The following is a 21,131-nucleotide window of genomic DNA, read 5'->3' as shown; positions in this document are numbered from 1 at the left end:
TAAGAGATAAAACATAGCTAGTGCGAACGAAAGTTTGTTGCTTGCAAGCAGATTACGCAGGAAGCTAAGCTGCACAAAAAACAAAGCGTATGCTTCCGATGCAAGTTTTTTGCTTGCAAGTAGATCACGCATGGAAGCTGCACAAAAAACAAAGCGTATGCTTCCGATGCAAGTTTTTTGCTTACAAGTAGATCACGCATGGAAGCTGCACAAAAAACTTTTAGGAGGGGCAGCAAGATGAAGAAAATTTGGACGGCAGGCCTGGCAAGCGTCATGGTAGTAGGGTTGCTCGCAGGATGCGGCAGCGACAAAACCGATGACACGAAGAAGACGACAGATACGAATGCCAGTACAGACACGACAAGCAATACGAGCACGACGGACGACACGAAGAAGAGCGATCCCGTCAACCTCAGGCTTTACACGTACGGCACCGAAGAAGCGTACAACTGGAAGAAGACGCTCACCGCTTATCAAGACTCTCATCCAGGCGTAACGATCGAGCTGGTACAGCTGAGCGAGAAGGGCGATACGCAGGAAGCGACGAAGAAGCTGGATCTTGCTGCAGCCTCCTCCGAGCAGATCGACATTCTCATGTTCAGTGACGCGGCTGCTTATGCTCAGCGCGTAGCGCTTGGCATGGCGGCACCTCTCGATGACTATATCACCAAGGATGGCTACAAGGTTGAAGAGGACTACAAAGTCGACACCCATCTGAACGGCAAAGTGTATGCGCTACCAGGCAAATTCAACCCATGGTACGTGCTGCTGAACAAGGATCATCTCGACGAAGCGGGACTAACGGTACCAACAGACTGGACATGGGACGACTATGCGGACTATGCGAAGAAGCTGACGAAAGGCGAAGGCGCGACCAAACGTTACGGCACTTATTTCCACGGCCCGCAGAACGGCGGATGGATGGAGTACCTGAAGCTGAAGATGGAGAACCAGCCGCAAGGTTCGGAATTCTTGAAGGCAGACGGTTCCTCGAACCTGGATGATCCGAACTTCAAGGCAACGCTTGAGCTGCGCGTGAAGATGGAGAAGGAAGATAAGTCTTCCGTTCCTTATTCGGATATGATTTCGCAGAAGCTTGCTTATCGCAACCAGTTCTTCAACCAGTCGGCAAGCATGCTGACGATCGGCTCTTGGATGAATACGGAGATCGGCGGAACGGATAAAGTGCCGCTTACGTTCCACGTCGCTGTCGCACCTTTCCCTAAGAACAACGCAAGCGATCCGACGGGCTTGACGCCAGTGACGACGGACTATGTAGCCGTGTCCGATACGTCGAAGCATAAGGAAGAAGCGTACCAATTCGTTCGTTGGTACACAACGGAGGGCCAAGTGGTTCAAGGCAAGAACATTCCAGCATGGAACGGCGTGAATTCGGACCAAGTGGCGAGCATCATCGATACGATCCTTAGCGGCACGAAGAATCCAGAGCTCGTCGACAAGGCGTCGCTCGTCGATACGCTCGTCAAATCCAAAGCATCGCAGATCATCGCACCGGCTTCGTATCAAGCCGAAGTGTATAAGGCGATCAACGAGGAATACGAGAAGCTCATCCTCGACAAGCAGGACATTGATACAACGGTTGCCAATGCGAAGAAACGCGTTGACGAAATCATTGCCGCGAACAAAAAATAGTCGATATAATGAGTCAAAAGGGGACGGTTCGCCAGTCCCCCTTTTGCTTTCTATAGACGAGGGGGATGAACCATGTACCGGCTTCTTCGCGGCTCTTACTTCAAGACGGTGCGTGCGAAGCTGTCGTTCGCTTCGATCGTATGCATTCTTGTGCCGGCGCTCTTCACCATGCTGATCTACAATGCACTAACCAAGGACGCTGTTGAACAGCAGGCGCGCTCGAACAGTGAGGATGCGATGCAGCTTGTCAGAGGATCAGTCAACAATTTGCTGCAGGGGATGCTCAACCTAGCGAATTATATTCAAGTCAATACCGATATTAACAGCACCTTGAAACGAATCGCAGACGGTTCGGAGTCTACCGCCGACCCGTACAACCGATTTACGGCAACGAGCCGCATTATGCAGCAGCTGGAAGGCCTTACCTACATCGGCGAGAAAAGTTATATTACAATCATTCTGACGAACGGCGCGACGTTCACGAATTATTCGAAGGATGAATTCAATCCGCTCAAGTTCAAGCAAGAGTCATGGTTTCAGCAGCTGGAAGGTTTGGCGGGCTTACGCTCGTATTGGGTCGGGTCGACGCCGACCGTATTCCCTTATGATCGAATCGATAACCCGTATCAAATCTCAGTTGCGCGCACATTGCGGCTGGAGAGCTCGAAGATCTATGGTTATGTCATCGTCACGATGATGGAGACCAAGATCAGCAAGATATTCAATGGACTTACAAGCGGGCAGGACGTCATGCTGGTCGATGGCCAAGGGACGATCATTTCCTCCTCGCATGGGGAACGCATTAATTCACCGTTTCAATATCGCGATCTGCTGAATGAGGATGGACTAACGCCAGCTTCTCAGATTATGCGGGATGGCAAGCAGAAGCTTCTTGTCACGACGTCGAAGCTTTCATTCAATGACTGGCATCTGGTAGCGGAGCAGCCGTATCAGGATGCGATTCTTAATATCAGCTCTATCTTCAGTCGAGTATTCACGTTCCAGATCGTCTCGTTCTTCGTCTTTCTCATTCTGCTCTTGGTACTTATGAGAGCGTTTACGAAGCCGTTAATTCGTCTGGGCCGAGTCGCATCGAGCGTACAGCGGGGCAACCTGGAGGTTCGCTCCGGCGTTCGCGGGCAGGACGAGATCGGAAGACTCGGCTTCCTGTTCGACCAGATGCTCGACCGGATTAAAGATATGATTACGGAAGTGTCCGTGACGCAGGCGCGTAAGCGCAAGGCGGAGCTCGCGATGCTTCAGGCGCAGATTAATCCACATTTTCTGTTCAATGTGCTCAATTCGATTCGGATGAAAGTGATGCGCGGCGGCGACTCGGACAGCGCGAAGATGATCGCCTCTTTATCCAAGCTGCTTCGGATGACGATCAGCCGAGATGAGGATGCGATTACGCTCCATGAAGAGATTGAGCTGCTGACGCATTACGTTGATCTGATGAATTTGCGGCAAAAGGAAGAAGTTCGGCTGCAGCTCGAAGTGGATGCATCAGCGTTCCATATCGAGGTTCCGAGATTCATTCTTCAGCCGTTGGTCGAGAACGCGCTTATCCACGGGTTGAACCGGAGCGCCGGCACGATCATCGTGCGCACCGTTATGAAGGAGCGGTTCCTGGAGCTGACCGTTGAAGATAACGGGAATGGGATGGAGCCGGAAGCGCTGGCGAAGCTGTCTTCGCAGCTTGCTGCCGCCGCGGCTCTGATAGAGGCGAAGGGAGAACGGCCGAGAGGCGGTATGTCGGGCATCGGCGTTATGAATGTAGCCGAGCGCATGCGTATCATGTTCGGCGATGCATTCGATATGACGGCAGACAGCAGTCCTAATGAAGGAACTCGGATCATTATGCACATTCCGCTGCGAGAGGAGAGTAGACATTATGTATAAAGTCATGCTCGTAGATGATGATTATCCGGTGCTCGAGCTGTTGTCCGAGGCGGTTGATTGGACGTCGCTTGGCCTTACGCTCTGCAGTAAACATGAGAATGGGCTTGCGGCTTGGGAGCAGGCGCAGTCGGAACCGCCCGATATTCTCGTCACCGATATCGGGATGCCGAAGATGGATGGGCTAACGCTGTCTGCCCATATGAAGGAGTTGAATCCTTCGGTACGGATCGCGATTCTATCCTGCCACAGCGAATTCCAGTATGCGCAGCAGGCGATGCGGCTGAATATCCAGGATTATCTGCTGAAGGATTTGCTGGAGCCGGAAGATCTGGAGAAGCTGCTGGCGAAGTTCAAGTCGGGACTCGACGGCGAGCGTGTGCTGCAGCAGGAGCAGGTGCAGATGAAGCATCTCGTCAATGAGACGAGGGAACTGCGCAAGGAGAAGGCATTCCGCGACTTTATTCAACAGCCGATGCTGTCGATGGCGGATTGGCAGAAAACATTTGGCGCGTACGGTTTGTTCCACGCTGGTGAACAAGTGCTGCCCGTCATCGGCTGTTTCGACAATTACGATGTGATTAAACATCGGTTCGATTCGGATCAGACGTTGCATTTTGCGCTGAGCAATGTAATGGAAGAGATAATCGGCACGCTGCCGCTGCGTACGGTGCATATCGGCTATACCAACCGGCAGTCGCTTCTGCTGTTCGCATTCAAGCCCGGCATCAAGACGAATGTGCATGATCAAGTGCAGCAGAGCCTGCGGATGATTGGACAGACGCTTGAGCAGGTGCTGAAGATTAAGATGGCCTTTCTGATTGGCGGCAGCTGCGAGCATCCAGAGAAGCTGAAGCCGATGCTCTGCGGACTGCTTGGCGCTGTCGAGCAGCGCTTCTATCTCTTGCCGGGCGAGATCGCCAGATGGCAGTCGGGACAGGTGTCGGGAGCAGGCCTATTCACGCTGTACGATCAAGCGAGCGCTGATATCCGCGAGGCGCTCATGGAGAAGAATGAGGCGAAGATGCTGGCGATTGCTTCCGTATGGGAGAAACGGATGCAGGAAGCGCGATACCCGTCGGAAGAAGTGAGAGACTGGGTGCTGAAGCTGCTCATCGATCTGAGGTTGAAGCTTCATGCGCTGTTGTATCAGCCTTCGTCGTCCTCTGCGGAGACGCTGCATAAGGAAATTGCCCAGTTCGATACGCTGCTTGAGTTATTCCAATGGCTGAAGGGGCAATTGCAGTCGTTTCTTCATACACGGGAAGAAATGACGCCAGTCAGCAGACGCCGCGAAATAACCGAGGCGTTCCAATACGTCTCGCTTAATCTCGGACAGCGCATATCGCTGGAAGAGGTATCGGCGCATCTGCATATGAATCCCAGCTATTTCAGCCGCTTCTTCAAGAAGGAAACCGGGTATACGTTTATTGAATATGTCACCTGCAAGAAGATCGAGCGGGCGAAGGAACTGCTCGACCAGACGAATCGCCCTGTTAACGAGATTTGCGAAATGTTGGGCTACGACAACCAGAGTTATTTCATCAAGACCTTCAAGAATCAAGTTGGCGTCACGCCGACCGAGTACCGCGGATAAACCGAATATTACCTTTGTGGAACGCCACAGCATCCCGTGATGAGAGATATAGCACTGCTCGCTAAGGGTGTGGGATAATTCAGCGTATTATTCGGTAATGCGTGTAGTGGGCGCGGGTAGGAAGTAGCTGTATGATGGAATGGAGGACTTAGATCTATGCGATATCACTGGGCGAAGGAGCTGCTGCAGAGCTGGTTGAAGGACCATTCGCTGCAGGAGGAACCGCTATATCGGTCCAGCGGCAGGCTGGTCGATTGGGCGGGAATGGCGGCCTCTCCGCTGTATGCGGATATGATTGGCGAGATTCGGGAGGAAGCAGAGCGGCTCCTGGATCTGCCTGAGCCGGAGCTGACGGAAGAGCTGTATGAGCGGTTTGAGAAAACAGGCAACCGACTGGCGTATGAAGGTAAATATTTTGAACGCCGAAGACGGCTCGCTTCATTTGCCTTGATGAGTCTGCTTGATGCGGATAAGCCGGCGTATATGCAAGCACTAATCGGCACGATTGAAGCCGTACTGGAAGAACCGACATGGTGTCTGCCTGCCCACATGCGCGGACAACAGATCGACCGCAATATCGACTTGTTCTCGGCCGAGACCGGATTCGCGCTTAGCGAGATTATCGTTCTGCTGGGCAGCCGCCTGCCCGAGCGGCTTCGTGAATCGATGCTTGGGCATATTGACCGCCGCTTGTTCGTGCCGTATCTGTCTTATGGCCCCTACGGCTGGGAAACCGCGGAGCATAACTGGGCGGCGGTGTGCGCAGGCTCGATCGGTGCGGCAGCGCTGCTTGTCGAGCAGAGCGCAGCCCGCAAAGCGGCGATTCTGGTGAAGACTGTCGAAACGATGAACCATTACCTAGCCGGGTTCGGGGAAGACGGGGCATGTCTGGAAGGGCCGGGCTACTGGAATTATGGCTTTGGCTATTTCGTATATTTCGCCGATTTGTTGAATCGGGCCACGGACGGGAATGCGGACCTCTTCGCTTTAGACAAAGTGAAAGCGGTTTCTCTCTTCCAACAACGTTGTTACCTTGCAGGCGATAGGCCAGCAAACTTCTCGGATGCGCTGCCGCATGTCAGCGTTCATATCGGGTTGTCTGATTATCTAGCCGATCGCTTCGGGGAAGTGGAACATCCGCCGCTTAAGCTGCGCGCTGCCTACACGGACGACCATTGCGCACGATTCGCGCCAGCGCTTCGCAATGTGCTCTGGTTTCGGCCGGAGGCACGGCGCGAGGCAAACTGGAAGCCAGGCAGCTGGTATTTGCCTGATGCGCAGTGGTTTATCTCGCGCAGCGTAAGCAGCGCCGGGAGCTTCGGCTTCGCGGCGAAAGGCGGGTCGAATGATGAACCGCATAACCATATTGACGTCGGCCATTTCATTCTGCTCTCGGGGGACGACCCTGCGGTTGCAGCCGATCTCGGCAGCGGCGAATATACAGCGGATTACTTCGGCGAAGGGCGTTATACGTACGATTGCAATGGAGCGCAGGGGCACTCTCTTCCCATAGTGAGCGGCCATCCGCAGCAAGTTGGCGGGGCGAGCAAAGCAAGAATGCCCGAAGCAGTGACTGGTGAGCGCCAAGACCACTTCTCGTTGGAGCTTGCGGATTGCTATCCTTCGGAGAGCGGACTGCAGTCTCTCAAGCGGAGCTTCGTTCTACTCAAGGATGAGAAGTCGACGCTGACCGTCAACGACAACTTCTTATTCGGGGAAAGTGGGGGTCAGGTGACGGAGGTGATCGTTACTCGCTGCCAGCCGAGCTTAGCGGAGGATGGGCGCATTGTTCTGGCCGGAGGGCAGCACATGGTGGAGCTAACCTATGAGGCAGGCCTCTTTCGCCCAGCAATTGTAGAGCGGCCGTTTGTGAACCATTTTGGACATGAAGAAACGTATTATCGCATTCATCTGATCGCCGAGCACAGCGCCAAGCGGTCGCAGCAATTCGCACTTCATTTCGAATTCAAATAAAGGATGGGTTACGATGACGAATTGGACACAGGAAGCTTGGGAGAAGACGGTTGCGAAGGTTAAGCGGACGAGCGAGCGAATCGGGGCGAATTTCCCGCACGCAAGCCAAGGCGGTACATACGGATTGGAGGAGCCAGGCTGGTGGACGGCCGGTTTCTGGCCAGGACTGCTCTGGCTGCTGCACGATGGCAGCGACGAGGAGAAGTTCCGCTTGATTGCGGAACAGTGCGAGGAGCGGCTTGATGAAGTGCTGGACGGCTACTACCGACTGGATCACGATATTGGCTTCATGTGGACGTTGACGAGCGTTGCGAACTATACGCGCAACGGCGGCGACGAATCGCGTAGACGCGCATTCAAGGCGGCGAACTATTTGGTCGGACGGTTCAACCTGCAGGGCAATTACATTCGGGCATGGAACCCATGGAGCGAAGGCGACGATAATGCAGGTCTTGCGATTATCGACTGCGCGATGAATGTACCGCTGCTGTATTGGGCGTCGCGCGCGAGCGGCGATCCGCGCTACAAGCATATTGCGGACGCGCATATGGGTACGGTGCTGCGCCATTTTATCCGAGAGGATGGTTCGGTTCGTCATATCGTTCGTTTCGATCCCCATACGGGTGAAGTGGCTGAATATATCGGCGGACAAGGGTATGCGCCGGAGTCGGCATGGTCGCGCGGCACCTCTTGGGCCGTCTACGGACTCGCATTGGCTGCTCATCATACGGGACGCCAAGATTATCTGGATGCAGCGAAGCGGGTGGCTCATTTCTTCGTGTCACAGCTCGAAGAGGATTCAGTGCCCGTATGGGATTTCCGTGCGCCGGAGGATACAAGGTGGTTGCGCGATACATCAGCTGGCGCCTGCGCCGCATGCGGCTTGCTGAAGATTGCCGAGTTGGTATCGGAGCCGGAGGCGAAGAGCTACCGTCTGGCTGGCGAACGTATTCTCGAATCGCTGTATCGGAACTATGGCGCGTTCGAGGACGTGAACGAAGAAGGATTGATTTTGCACGGCACAAGCCATTATCCGGAACGCAGAAATATGGACGTGCCGCTCATCTACGGCGACTACTATTTCGTCGAAGGTCTCGCTAGGCTGAGAGGAGGCCACAGCATTCCATGGGAGTGATCAAGCAGCCTATCGCAAGCAACCCTTTGCGTACGAAGGCGGATCTGGCGTTGGCGTTTCAACAGCTGGTACAGCCTTTAATTCCTCGCTATTCGGAGGGACGCGCTCGCTTGCAGTTAACCGGTTCGGGTGCTGGATATTCCGCAGATGTTGCGGAGATGGAGGGCTTCTCCCGTATTCTGTGGGGACTCGTTCCGTTCCTCGCTGGTGGCGGTAAAGACGATTCGTTCCTTCAGCTTATTATCCAGGGGATCGATAACGGTACGAATCCGGAGCATTCGGAGTATTGGGGCAAGGTAGGCGACTACGACCAGCGTCTCGTCGAGATGGCGTCGATGGGCTTCTCGCTCGCCCTTGTACCAGATCAGATCTGGGGTCGGCTGTCCGTTGCATCGCAGCAGCGATTCTATGACTGGCTTAATCAGATTAATCGCCATCCTGTCTACGATTGCAACTGGCTGTTCTTCCAGGTGCTCGTCAACATCGGATTCCGCAAGCTGGGCCTTCCGGTTGACGAAGCGCGGACGGAAGCGAATTTGCAGCGGATCGAACAGTTTTATCTCGACGAAGGCTGGTATGCGGATGGCGTAGGCGGGCACAGCGATTATTACGTGCCGTTCGCGATCCAGTATTATGCCCTGCTGTATGCGAAGCTGATGAAGGCGGAAGATCCGGTGCGCGCGGAGCGGTTCCAACAGCGTGCGGGCCGGTTCGCGGAGCAGTTCATCCATTGGTTTGCAGGGGAAGGACAGGCGATTCCTTATGGCCGAAGCATGGCATATCGCTACTCGCAAGGGGCATTCTGGGGCGCGATGGCCTTCGCAGAAGATGGGACATACACCTACGGCGTGCTGAAGGGACTGTTCCTGCGTCATCTGCGCTGGTGGTTCCAGCAGCCGATCTTCGCCAGCGATGGCATTATGACGGTCGGATACGCGTATCCGAATCTGATCATGGCTGAGAATTATAACGCGCCAGGTTCCGTCTACTGGGCGATGAAAGCCTTCCTGCCGCTGGCATTGCCGGACGATCATCCGTTCTGGCAGGCGGAGGAGGAATCGATGCCTATGCTGCCGACCGTATCGGTGCAGCGGGCGCCGCATATGGTCGTCGTTCATTCTGCTGCGACCGGTCACACTGCCGCGTTCAACACCGGACATCTTGGAACGAATGAACATACGCATACGTCTGCGAAATATGAGAAATTCGCTTATTCCGCGTCGTTTGGCTTTAGCGTTCCGCGTGCGGAATGGGGCCTGTCGCAAGGCGCATTCGATTCGATGCTTGCGCTTAGCGAGGGGGACAATATATACCGTGTCCGTCGGAAGAACGAGGAGGCTTCGATCCTAGATGGCGGTGTGCTGAAATCGACGTGGCATCCTTGGCGTGACGTGAAAGTGACGACGTGGATTGTGCCTGGACTCCCATGGCATCTACGCGTTCACCACGTGCAGACAGCACGGGAGTTGGATGCGGCGGAAGGAGGCTTCGCGCTGCCGATTGATGCGTCGTTGGTTGAGATTCGCGATGCTGCTGAGATGGCGGTTGGGGGTCGATCCGGCTTCGGGATTTGTGGGATTGCAGGCATAGCGGGGTATGGTGAGGCAGCGCTTATCCATGCGCAAGCCAACACGAACCTGATGCATCCGCGCACCGCGATTCCGACGCTGAAGTCGAAGCTTGCGCAAGGCGCTCATTGGTTCGTCTCGGCTGTTTATGGCGAGACAGGAACGCCAGAAGCGTTCGAGCTTGCGAGCTGGAAAGAGAACTTCCAACTCGAGATCGAGCTTGGAGTGATACGGATTGCAGGAGCGCTCGGTCAGCGTGTGACGATAGAACGACAGTAGAACTTGAACTTGAGGCTGTTCCCCATGAGTTAGGGGGACAGCCTGTTTGCTGTACGTGCGTGGGCGGGCGGGCCTCTGCAGTACCTTTGCTGCCGGATGTTGAACCGATGCTGCCCTCTTCCTATGATGTCCGACGCAGTATCTGAGCTGCAAGATGTTGAACTAACGTTGCATCTGCGCTGTCCTATACTTCTTTCCCTATGTTGAACCTGCGCCATATTTAGTCGAACCAACGCTGCTTCTGCGCTGTGCCCGTTTATATCTTCGCAGTATTATGCTATTCAGATCCCGCTCTTGCCCAGCATGGATCCCATTCCGATTACCGCGACAGTCTGCTAGAATGCTAACGGATGCCAAAGTGCTTATTTGAGTAAATATGAGGGTTTCTCAGTTGCAACGGTTGTGATTGAACTTATTTGGTCAATTTACATCCGCAACAAGGCAGTCTTGATAGAATAACCCTCTTGAGAACCGTTAGATGTAGAAATGATCTCTCTGAAGGCGAAAAGCCACTGTGGCATCCGTTAGGCGCGTACGACACTGCATGGTTCGATCCGGTCATGACAAGGGCGCTCCACCCCTCAGTTTGTGCGGTCAGAGAGTACGAGCCGAGATACTCCAACATAAACAGATTTCGTTTGAGGGCGGGTGCTAATTCGTACGGATAAGTCTTAATGTGCAGAAGCGGGCACTTTACAAACATCCTTGTGGATTGTGACTGACGGAACGATCGTCGAGAAGAAGACATTGCCGCAATAATAATGTGTGCACTAGTAAAAATAAGAGGACCTGACTCGTGGTCAGGTCCTCTTATTTGTGTTGTCGAAAGCGACAGAATCTTAGTCAGATGCTAAGCGTGACCCTATTTGATGATGCTCGATTTCCTCTGCGCCTGCCATGTGACAATGATGCCTGGAACCCCAGCCATCATACTGACCATGAAGCTCCACATCGCATATCGCCACTCATCTGTAAGGATGGATAAGACAACGAATACCGACAACTGACCTACAAGCGCAAACCAGGCTGCGGCCCACGCCATTCTCAAATTTTCTTTCATTATAAGCACCGCCTTCGGATATGAAGATTACGCGACAGAAGTTCCAATGAATATATCCATTATATAAAATATGGCACTTGAATCCAATCGAAATTACTGGATGGATGATCGTCTGGTTGCGGTATTGCGGGCGTTATCTGTTCAACATCAATTGGTTTAAGTTTAATCGTTGATAGAAGAGAAGGCGTGCCGCTGAATGCGGTACGCCTTCAAATTCTGACGATCACTACAAGTTATTTCTTCTTTACGGGTATCCAAATTTCGCCGCTCCAATGTCCAGGCATGCCGTAATACATCTCGAATTGAGGGCCTTCGATTTGTTCGTAACCCGACGTCGGAAACCATTCGGAATATATTCGTTCCCATAGCTGCTGCAAATCGCATTGCGGTTCCGGGAAGATTGCCCATGTTAATGCAGGGACAGAAAGCTTGGTGCATCGCTCCGGAATTTCGAATCCCTTCGGCACATGATAACCAATCATGTATTTGAAAGATTCTCCGTTGTGATCGTATAAGGCCGCGTGCAATACGTTGTTGCCGAAACGTCCCAGTGACTCATTGATAAGATCGACGCTTCCATCTTCATCGCATTGTTTGCGGAACTGAGGAACTTCGGCGAAGGCTGTTTGCATATTCGAATTTATTAGACCATGCACGCCAAACATTTCAAACGAACCTTTTTGTTCAATTCGGTAATTCATCTCGATATCCCCTTTTATTGAAATGTGGAAGGACATACGAGGATAGGCTTTGAGAGAAACGCCCTTATCGCGCGCAGATATTGGCATGATCCCATGAAGATTCTTAAACGCCCGCGCGAATGCTTCCGGCGAATCGTATCCATATTTCATGGCTATATCAATAACTTTGGCATCTGTTGTCTGCAGCTCGAATGCTGCCAATGTCAGGCGACGACGTCGGATGTACTCCGATAAAGATACGCCGGTAATAAACGGAAACATCCGTTGAAAATGATAAGTAGAGCAGCAGGTTCTCTGCGCTATATCATCATATGAGATCGTGTCCGCCAGATTTGCTTCGATATAATCCATGGCATTGTTCATTCGATCCAGCCAATCCATCGTTGTCCCTCCCTTCGAGATCAATCATATTGCAGGTGCGTTAGGAATGCCGTGCATTTCCTGCACGGAAAAGTCAGTCATTCGAGAACCCATGAATTCTCAATTTATTACCTTCTAGATCATAGAAGTGGAATTCATGATAAACCCAATAAGGATTCTCCAAGTCGTCCACTCGAACGCCTCGTCCTTTTAGCAGTTGATACGCCTTTTTGATATTATCGGATTGCAGGTCGAGCACCGCGTGCGTTTTCGGATTGTCCAAATTCGATTTCACCAGGGCCAGCTTTGTAAGATCGTCGTTCAGACGGAAGAAAGCAATATCCCCCATGTTATCGGCTAACTGCAGCCCAAGATACTCCTTATACCATTCCACTGCCTCTTCGAATCGACTGACATGCAGCCAGATGACAACCTTACCGTTTAACGATAAATTCATGATCGTTCCTCCTCGAATAATTGGGTTAACATAGGCAAATCGGGACGGGGAGGCGGTTTCCTAATATCCTCACGATATGGTGAAGGATGGTTCCCCGGATACTGCTTCGGATTAATCGGAATTGCATAATCGATAAAGTAACGATGAGAAGGTTCCCATGATGGATTATTCTGATGAAGAATGATAACAGGCTGACTGGTGTAATAAAATCCACTATGAGGCAGCCATTCTTCCCATAATCGTTTTACTTGTTTCCTTGCATGCGCAGTAGTGTCGAATATACGCAGAACGGCATACTGTCCTCCAGCGAATAGACGGCACCCGATCTCACCAATCGGTTCAATCGGTTTGGGCAAGGTCAGACCACAATCCACTCGCTTATATTGGGTACCGGATACACGAGGGTCTTGATACTCCATGCTTACAAGCGAAGTCGAAGGCGGATTCCAGAGAGAGTGCTGACGGGCCCAGTCGAATATCGATCCCATCGTTTGAAGGTGGTTGCGGTTCTCCTCGAACGTTTTCTCCAGAACTCTCCCATTCGTCCGGGTGTACGCTATGTAGCAAGGCTGCATTCTTTTTATTCGGATATCCAGTTCTAAATCATTGGCGCCACCCTCATTGTAGGCGAGCCATGCGGATCGTAGTTGACTATTCTTGCTATTAACTGCGCATGAATTGCTATTAATAGAATGTAATTTACGGTATTCGCTAGCAGAAACGCCGAAATGGTTTCGGAAAGCACGAGCGAAAACGGATGCCGAGGCAAACCCGACTTGTCTGGAGATCCTACTAATATCAACCGTCTCCGAATATTTCAATTGGCTGGCCGCTTTCTCAAGTCGTATGCGATTCAGGTATGCGTGTATCGTTTCCCCTGTAATCGACTTAAAGACTCTATGAAGATGATAAGGGGAGACCAATGCCTGTTCCGACAAATCTTGTAGTCCAAGCGGTTTCTCCATATGATCATCGATATATTCAACCAGTTTATTAATAACAGCAGTGTGCTCCTGTCTGAGATTAGTATTAATAGGCCTCAAAGAAACGCCCTCCTATTGTGACCTGAACAATATCGTTCGTTGCAATCACTTTACGGTAATCCATAATATGGAATATTTCTTGCGAATATCATTCGCTTCCGATTATCGATATTCCTGCACAAGCTGCATGCATGGAAGCAATCTTTATCTTTCGGAGTAAAAATCAGTTGAACCGTATAGCTGACTTGGCTCAACTTCTGTACAATTAGGATGATGCAAAAATGAAAGTTTCAAGATAAGGAGCTATACGCATATGTTGGACCAATTAGCGATGAATCAATTGAAAGCAGTTCTTCGCGCAGGCATTGAGAACAACGAAGTTGCAGGCGCGAATATGATGGTAATTCATAAGGGCGAAGAGGTTTTCTATCACGAGGATGGTCTGGCGGATATTGCAGCGGGATCTCCGATTAAGCGGGATTCGATCTTCCGCTTGTATTCGATGACGAAACCAGTGACGGCAACGGCTGTCATGATGCTGCTCGAGCGCGGGGAAATCGACTTGTTCGATCCAGTGAGCAAATTCCTCCCGGGCTTTAAGGGTCAGAAGGTTGTTGAAGGGGATAAGTTGGTACCGGCGAAACGCGAAGTTAACCTGCAAGATTTGCTTAACATGACGTCTGGCTTGGTATATCCAGGTCTTGGAAATCAAGCCGAGCGGGAGACGGATGAGTTGTTCAAAGAGCTCGACCGCCGCCTGTTCAGCGACTCGCCAATGACGACCGTTGAGCTGGCGAACCGACTTGGACAAGCGCCGCTTGCGTTCCAACCTGGCTCCGCTTGGCAGTATGGCACGAATACCGATGTGCTCGGTGCCGTCGTAGAGGTTGTAAGCGGGATGAGCTTCGGACAATTCCTGAAGCAGCAAATCTTCGAGCCGCTCGGTATGAACGATACAGGCTTCTGGGTGCCGGAAGAGAAACGCCCGCGCCTTGCGAAGACTTATGGCGATGACGGCCAAGGCGGATTGGAACTGTATCTGGGTAACAATCTGGGCATTAACCATCAGCTTGACCGAGCGCCTGGATTCGAATCGGGTGGCGCTGGACTGGCTTCCACGATCGATGACAGCGTGAAGTTCACGACGATGCTCATGAACGAAGGCAGCTTGAATGGCGTGCAAATTCTGCGTCCTAGAACGGTGCGCTACTTGCGTTCCTCAACACTGACGGACGAGCAGCAGCAGCACTTCAATGGCTGGCAGACGCTGCGCGGCCACAGCTACGGCAACATGATGCGCGTTATCACGGACTTCGGCAAGGCTGGAGTTATCGGTAGCCTAGGCGAATACGGCTGGGACGGCTGGCTCGGTGCGTTCTTCACCAATTTGCCAGCGGACGATCTCACGTTCCTCTACATGATCCAAAAGAAAGACGCCGGCACCATGCCGCTGACTCGCAAACTGCGTAACATCGTCGTTAGCTCGTACTAATAGTGTATCTGACCGATCTCTACCGTAATGGTAGGGATCGGTTTTTTATGTTTAGGTTGTCTTTTTGTAGTTCAATAAGTATAACAAAAATAAAAGTGACCATTCGTTAGCCTACGCGGTCTAACTACTATACAGACAATTAACACGGGAAGGAGAACGCTGAGTGGAAACGACCAAACTTATGGCGAAAGCCGCTGCTGGTGACGCTGATGCATTTATCGAGCTGATCCGGCAGTTAGAGAGCTCTCTGCATTTCATGGCTAAGTCCATCTTATCCAAAGACGAGGATGTCGCAGATGCACTGCAAGAAACCATTCTCAAAGCTTTTAAGGCTATCCCTTCTTTGCGGGAGCCTAAGTATTTCAAAACCTGGATATTTCGCATTCTGATCAATGAATGTCATAACCTGATTGCCAAACGCGCCGGTTCCGTTGCCTATGCGAATGTCCCAACCATTCCCTCAACCTCTGATGACTATGAGAAGGTGGATCTGAGAGAAGCTGTGGATCGATTGGATGAACCGCAGCGCATCGTCGTTATTCTGCATTACCTTGAAGACCTTCCGCTTCGCCAGGTAGCTAAGGTGCTTGATATTTCGGAAAGTGCTGTAAAGATGCGTCTCTCTCGAGCACGCGATACGCTGTACCAAGCATTGACCAGCAGACAGGAAAGGAAGATGAACTATGTCAGCATTTGAACTTGAGAAGGAATTCGACAAGCTGGATACGAGCAATATGGAGATGTCCCCCCTCGTCCGGTCGCGTCTCGATGAAACCTATGCACTCCTGTCCCGACAGGCACAACAAGCACCGCGCATCAACAGAAGGAAGACTTCGAAGCTTCGCCGCCTTGCACTCACAACGGCAGCGGCGGGTATACTCGCAGCAGGCTTGTTCGCCACTGCCGCTGTTTCACCAGCAATGGCGAGTTCGCTGAAGAACATCCCGGTTATCGGCAGCATCTTCAGCAAGATACAAGGCGACATCGGACTTCGCATAGCTGGCGATCTTGGTCTTACTTCAAACGTGAACCGTACCGTTTCTTACGAAGATGTGAGCCTTCAAGTAACTGAAACGCTGTATGACGGCAACAGGGCCGCCTTTGTATTGAACGTGGCGGCACCGAACTTGGACAATGGAACGTACAGCAACGGGAATAAGAAGATGAGACTGGATCAGGCGATTAACAATATTTTTATTGCGATAGACGGCAAACAGCAGAACGGGAATATTTACTACGGTAGTGCGGGTGAGGGCTATCCGAATACGCTTGTCTTTGAATTAGTTGCAGATCCAACAACTGCACCTGATTCCTTCAATGCTACAGCTGCGATCACGCTTGACGGGGTTGACCATGAATTTACGGTCGATATCCCATTCAAGAAAACAACCGATAAGACAATCGAATTTAGTCCCAATACCATTACAGCTAGCAAAGACCTTAGCTTCTCTGTCTCCAAGGTGTCCGTAACGCCTATTACGACACGACTGACGACTTCCATCGCCCTCGCGGATGCGGTCACGTTAACAAACAAGGAAGAGCGCCGCCTCATTGCAATTGGAGTAGCTGTGTTTGACGATCAAGGCCGCCGCCTGCCCGCTCTGAATGGAGAAGGCATTATTGAAGGCAACCGCCTTCTTTTCGATCGCCGCTTTGCTTCGCAGCCAGGAGCGAGCAAGTATATCACTGTGAAACCTTTTGTTATCCGAGACAGCTTCAATGAGGATGTTCAGGAGGATCAATTCATCCAACAACTAGAAACGCGAATCGAGCTTCCTGCTGCCAACTAACTTGCAAAGAGAGGTCTCGTTGTGAATATTCAATTTACGATTCCTTCCTGGTACGTGTTGATTCCGCTGTTCCTTGTCCTATTCATGCACTATGGAATCAAGACTTTATCTAGGCGTATATACGCCGTCCCACAATTTATATTGATATTCTCGTTTATCGTGTACAGTCTTGCGGTAATTGATCTCGTATTCTTCCCGATTGACGTGAATATCGGGCAATACGCCAATCAGACGCCATGGTATAAGACCATCAACTTCATTCCAATCTTGACGATCGACATCAAGACTTTTGTCCTCAACATTGTGATGATGATCCCGCTGGGCATTTACCTCCCGTTACTGAAGTCCAAATTCAACAGAGCCGCATCTGTCGCATGGTTTGCCCTTTGGATAAGTCTTTCGTTCGAAGTTCTGCAGATGATCGTGCGAATTGCGCTGGGCAGCGGCAGAAGCACCGATATCAACGATCTTATTGCCAATACGATCGGTGGAGCGGTTGGTTTTCTTGCCTACAAGATACTCATCAAGGCGAAACCCATCCGTCGGTTATCTTTATGTAAATGAAGCAGAACCCCGACCTCTTGCGGTCGGGGTTTTTACTTAAACACGAACGAATGCAGCGACTCAGTGCAATAGTAGCTAAAAAGATTCTCCTTCAGGTAGTCGACTTGACAGTCTCTTACCTGAATATTTTAAACATTCCAGTTAAATATTTCGATTGTTATGTGCGGCGTAATCCTTCACAATAGATGCACGATAATCGAAGCAAGACCAAAGGAGAACGATCCCCGCATGTTCAACCGGATCAGGATGAAGATCTTCCTTGCGCTAATTCTGACGACCGCGCTGCCGCTGGCGATTACGTCGGGCATTATTTTGTACCAAGTCTCGCAAGATATGAAGAAGGACAGCGATTTCGCAAGAAGCCGCATCGAGCTCGATCTCAAGCAGCGCATCAATGAATATTCGCTGGCATTAAATGAAACCGCTTACCAAATTTACTCGAATTCGGATCTTATTGAAAGCATCGCACTAAAGAAGGAATTTCTGAGCGACAGCCGGACGTACGATACCGTCCGCGATATCCATGAATATTTCTTATCCGTTTACAACCAATCGCGGGTCAAGGACATTCTTGGGATGTACCTCATCCGCAATGACGAAGAAGTGCTCGGCAACTTCTTCCCGAAGCTGTATCCGGACATGGACGCCGCCTACTATCGTTCGCTCCTGCTCATCTCCAAGCAAGCCGGGGATAAGCCGAAGACGCTCATCCGTTACACGAGCTTGTACAACGAGCCGATCATCCAGTACCTGTACCCTGTCCGCTATCGGGGCAAACCGTCCGGTCTGCTCGTCATTGATATGAAGGAGCAGAGCTTCCGCAATCTCATTGAGACGTATAACTTCCTGTACAAAGGTGAGTTTATCGTCGCTGACGCTTCCGGTTATGCCGTCTATCATACCGATCATGAGAAGGCCGGGCTCAAATACGACATTCCAATCGGTACGCGCAGTCATAAACAGGTTACGACCGAACTCGGCGATTCCGACTGGAAGCTGTCCTACACGTTCGAACGCGATCCGCAGCAGATGCTGTATCGGAATGTTGCCATTCTGACTCTCATTGGAACCGCGTTTCTAGCGATCGCAATCTCGCTGTGGCTCAGCTACAGCATGACGAAACCAATCATTCATATGCATCGCAAAATGGTCCGGATCCAAATCGGCGATTACGACGCTCGGGTGGACGTGATGACGGGTGACGAGATCGGCTACCTCGGCCACCAATTCAATCGAATGGCCGAGCAGATCCAGCAGCTCATCGAGCATGATCTCAAGCTGCAGCTAACGAATCAAGAGACGCAGATCAAGGCGCTGCAGGCGCAAATCTCGCCTCATTTTCTATTCAATACGCTGCAGATGATGGCGGGCATTGCCGAAGTGAAGAACGTCCCTGACCTGAAGTTGATCTGTCGATCGCTCAGCAATATGTACCGTTACAACATGAACATCCAGAACGAGTGGGTGTCGGTACGCGACGAAATTATGCATATTCGCAACTACCTCGTCATCATCAATAAGCGATTCCAAGGCAATATCCATACGCGAATTGTAGTCCCGCCGGAAATTGCGAACATTCAGATTCCGAAGCTCATTCTCCAGCCGATTGTCGAGAATGCGGTGGAGCATGGTCTTATTCCAAGCCATAACGAGCGTCAATTGCTGAAGCTGTCCGCACGGATCGACCAAGAGGAAGGCGCGCTCTATATCGATGTGCTGGACAATGGCGTCGGAATGGGGGAGCTGGAGAAAAGAGGGTTGTCCGACCTGCTCGGACCCCAGCTGCACCTGCAGCAGCCAGCGCAAACCGACCGCAAAGATCGAGAAAGCTCGATCGGCCTCGTCAATGTGCATTCGCGTATCCGACTCATATGCGGTGACGATTATGGCATCAGCATTCGCAGCAAGAAAGGCACGGGAACATGCGTCATATTCCGTTTGCCGTGGAAGGAGGGCTAACCGATGCGTTTTCTAATCGTAGACGATGAACGGACCGTACATGAGCAGCTGACATCCCTGATCCCATGGGAGCAGCTTGGCTGGCAAATCGTTGGCCATGCATATGATGGAGAAGAAGCGAGAAGACTGGCGGAGCAGCTCATGCCGAACATTATCGTGACCGATATCCGAATGCCGATGTTGGATGGACTCGGGCTGCTCGAGTGGCTCCAACAAACGAACCATCCCGCCAAAGTCATTGTGCTGAGCGGCTATGGTGATTTTGACTATACACGGACAGCATTCAAGCGTGACGCTTATGATTATTTGCTCAAACCGATAAAAGAAGCCGAGCTGCTGTCGGTCTTAGGCCGCGCAGTCGATGAGCTTCGCCAAGAGCATCAGTCTCAATCGGACCGCATTAATGAGAAGGCGGTGTTGAACCAAGGGCTCGTGCTCATGCACGACGAGCTGTTCATGCAGGCTGCCGTTGCCGGCCAACTTGATGAGAATGAGCTGCATGTACGCGCCGAGCAGCTTATGATTGCACTGCCGGAGGGACGTTACACAACGATTGTCGTCAAAATATTAGAGGCAGACGAGCATATCCAGCAGCGATATGGCGGAGATCGCCATACGTTCTTATTCGCTGCGCGGAACATTATTCAGGAGACGGTAGGCAAGCAGACGCTTGTCTTCCGCAACCTCCAGAAGGCGGCAGAGTTCGTCGTGCTGCTCTCCCATCAAGAGCGGCCGATCGACTGGCTGACGTCGGATCTGGATAAGCTGCGAAGTGCGGCGGAGCGTTATTTGCGCGTCCGGCTGCGAATTGGGGCGAGCGCGCCGAAGCAGCGCATCAGCAAGCTGGCGGCAGCTTACGCCGAGGCTGTCAGTGCATTGGAGTCGATGCGGATCGGCGGTGACGAGGCTGTTGCGATTTACGGCCACGCCACGTCGACAGCGACTAACCAGATAAAACCGATTGAAAGCTGGCAAGAAGTAAACATGCTGTTGGACATGTTTCTTGGGACGGGAGCGCTTCGCGAAGAGGCGCTTCTGCTTGATAAGCTCAATGAAGCGTTCAGTGCAGCGATGTTGTCGAAGATGAGCGCAACAGAATGGAAGAAGGCTGCAACGGAGCTGCTGGCGAAGCTGGAGTTTGCCGGCGGGCATGACGAGACAGCGCTGCAGCAACTGAATGAGGCGAGAAGCGGCATCCAAGAGGTGCGGACGGAGCAGGCACGGCAGGCGATCAGTACACTCCTTCAAGATCGTCTGACCAAAGCGTCATCGACGACAAGGCTGAAGAACGGCCGACAGCTGATGGAGGTCGTGAAGCAGTATATCGACTTGAACTACCGGGACGTCACGCTGGATGACGTCGCCCAGAAATTCTATATGAACAAAAACTACTTCTGTTCCTTGTTCAAGAACACGATCGGAGAGAGCTTCGTCGAGTACCTCACCGCGCTGCGAATGGAGCATTCGAAGCAACTTCTTGAACAGAGTGAACTGAAAACATACGAGATTGCCGATTATGTCGGCTATTCGGATCAACGTTATTTCAGCCAAGTGTTCCGCAAACATACCGGAATGAAGCCGACCGAGTATCGGCAGTTTGCAAGGCAACAAGCCGAATAGTCTGTCTAACAAAAGGTGGAGCCTGAGATCGGAATCGGCT

The 21,131-nt window shown here is 51.7% G+C and carries 16 protein-coding genes; 12 read left to right on the top strand and 4 right to left on the bottom strand.

The genetic code is table 11. The features are described 5' to 3' along the window. The first annotated feature begins 237 nt into the window (after positions 1 to 237). From H8B09_RS14590 to H8B09_RS14565, 6 genes are all read left to right on the top strand, one after another. Positions 238 to 1,653 (top strand): ABC transporter substrate-binding protein, encoded by a 1,416-nt coding sequence (locus H8B09_RS14590; RefSeq protein ID WP_191204242.1) that lies wholly within the window; start codon positions 238 to 240, stop codon positions 1,651 to 1,653. 72 nt (positions 1,654 to 1,725) lie between these two features. Further along, on the top strand, positions 1,726 to 3,555 hold the full coding sequence (locus tag H8B09_RS14585; RefSeq protein ID WP_191204241.1) for a cache domain-containing sensor histidine kinase: 1,830 nt from the start codon (positions 1,726 to 1,728) through the stop codon (positions 3,553 to 3,555). Next, on the top strand, positions 3,548 to 5,149 hold the full coding sequence (locus tag H8B09_RS14580; RefSeq protein WP_191204240.1) for a response regulator transcription factor: 1,602 nt from the start codon (positions 3,548 to 3,550) through the stop codon (positions 5,147 to 5,149). Before H8B09_RS14585 ends, H8B09_RS14580 begins: the two co-directional genes overlap by 8 nt. Before the next feature lie 156 nt (positions 5,150 to 5,305). After that, positions 5,306 to 7,123, top strand: a complete 1,818-nt coding sequence (locus H8B09_RS14575) for a heparinase II/III family protein (protein WP_191204239.1) — start codon at positions 5,306 to 5,308, stop codon at positions 7,121 to 7,123. A 13-nt stretch (positions 7,124 to 7,136) separates the two neighbouring features. Then, on the top strand, positions 7,137 to 8,258 hold the full coding sequence (locus H8B09_RS14570; protein ID WP_191204238.1) for a glycoside hydrolase family protein: 1,122 nt from the start codon (positions 7,137 to 7,139) through the stop codon (positions 8,256 to 8,258). Then, on the top strand, positions 8,249 to 10,105 hold the full coding sequence (locus H8B09_RS14565; RefSeq protein WP_191204237.1) for a DUF2264 domain-containing protein: 1,857 nt from the start codon (positions 8,249 to 8,251) through the stop codon (positions 10,103 to 10,105). Before H8B09_RS14570 ends, H8B09_RS14565 begins: the two co-directional genes overlap by 10 nt. Positions 10,106 to 10,967: 862 nt before the next feature. On the opposite strand, the gene H8B09_RS14560 is transcribed toward H8B09_RS14565, so the two are convergent. The 4 genes from H8B09_RS14560 to H8B09_RS14545 form a co-directional block, all read right to left on the bottom strand. Continuing rightward, positions 10,968 to 11,165 (bottom strand): hypothetical protein, encoded by a 198-nt coding sequence (locus tag H8B09_RS14560; RefSeq protein WP_191204236.1) that lies wholly within the window; start codon positions 11,163 to 11,165, stop codon positions 10,968 to 10,970. Between the two features lie 233 nt (positions 11,166 to 11,398). Beyond that, positions 11,399 to 12,247: an AraC family transcriptional regulator gene (locus H8B09_RS14555; protein WP_191204235.1), complete on the bottom strand. Its 849-nt coding sequence runs from the start codon at positions 12,245 to 12,247 to the stop codon at positions 11,399 to 11,401. 73 nt (positions 12,248 to 12,320) lie between these two features. Beyond that, a complete protein-coding gene (locus H8B09_RS14550) occupies positions 12,321 to 12,683 on the bottom strand; it encodes a VOC family protein (protein ID WP_191204234.1) in 363 nt (120 codons plus the stop codon). After that, the gene (locus H8B09_RS14545) at positions 12,680 to 13,726 is read right to left on the bottom strand and encodes a helix-turn-helix domain-containing protein (protein ID WP_191204233.1); all 1,047 of its coding nucleotides are present in this window, start codon (positions 13,724 to 13,726) and stop codon (positions 12,680 to 12,682) included. The genes H8B09_RS14550 and H8B09_RS14545 overlap by 4 nt, the downstream gene beginning before the upstream one ends. A 253-nt stretch (positions 13,727 to 13,979) precedes the next feature. Here H8B09_RS14545 and H8B09_RS14540 point away from each other — a divergent pair, with 253 nt between their 5' ends. The 6 genes from H8B09_RS14540 (at position 13,980) to H8B09_RS14515 (ending at position 21,091) form a co-directional block, all read left to right on the top strand. Further along, complete coding sequence (locus tag H8B09_RS14540; RefSeq protein ID WP_191204232.1) at positions 13,980 to 15,158, top strand: serine hydrolase domain-containing protein; 1,179 nt, start codon at positions 13,980 to 13,982, stop codon at positions 15,156 to 15,158. Positions 15,159 to 15,321: 163 nt separating this feature from the next. Beyond that, positions 15,322 to 15,855 (top strand): RNA polymerase sigma factor, encoded by a 534-nt coding sequence (locus H8B09_RS14535; protein WP_318152623.1) that lies wholly within the window; start codon positions 15,322 to 15,324, stop codon positions 15,853 to 15,855. After that, the gene (locus H8B09_RS14530; RefSeq protein ID WP_191204231.1) at positions 15,842 to 16,948 is read left to right on the top strand and encodes a DUF4179 domain-containing protein; all 1,107 of its coding nucleotides are present in this window, start codon (positions 15,842 to 15,844) and stop codon (positions 16,946 to 16,948) included. The genes H8B09_RS14535 and H8B09_RS14530 overlap by 14 nt, the downstream gene beginning before the upstream one ends. A gap of 21 nt (positions 16,949 to 16,969) precedes the next feature. Then, complete coding sequence (locus H8B09_RS14525; protein WP_191204230.1) at positions 16,970 to 17,512, top strand: VanZ family protein; 543 nt, start codon at positions 16,970 to 16,972, stop codon at positions 17,510 to 17,512. Between the two features lie 228 nt (positions 17,513 to 17,740). Next, positions 17,741 to 19,471, top strand: a complete 1,731-nt coding sequence (locus H8B09_RS14520; protein WP_191204229.1) for a sensor histidine kinase — start codon at positions 17,741 to 17,743, stop codon at positions 19,469 to 19,471. A gap of 3 nt (positions 19,472 to 19,474) precedes the next feature. Next, complete coding sequence (locus H8B09_RS14515; protein WP_191204228.1) at positions 19,475 to 21,091, top strand: response regulator transcription factor; 1,617 nt, start codon at positions 19,475 to 19,477, stop codon at positions 21,089 to 21,091. Positions 21,092 to 21,131 lie beyond the last annotated feature (40 nt).

Origin of the sequence: Paenibacillus terricola (genome assembly GCF_014779765.1) — a bacterium.
Taxonomy (GTDB): domain Bacteria; phylum Bacillota; class Bacilli; order Paenibacillales; family Paenibacillaceae; genus Paenibacillus_T; species Paenibacillus_T terricola.
This window is presented reverse-complemented; position numbering and strand designations above follow the sequence as displayed.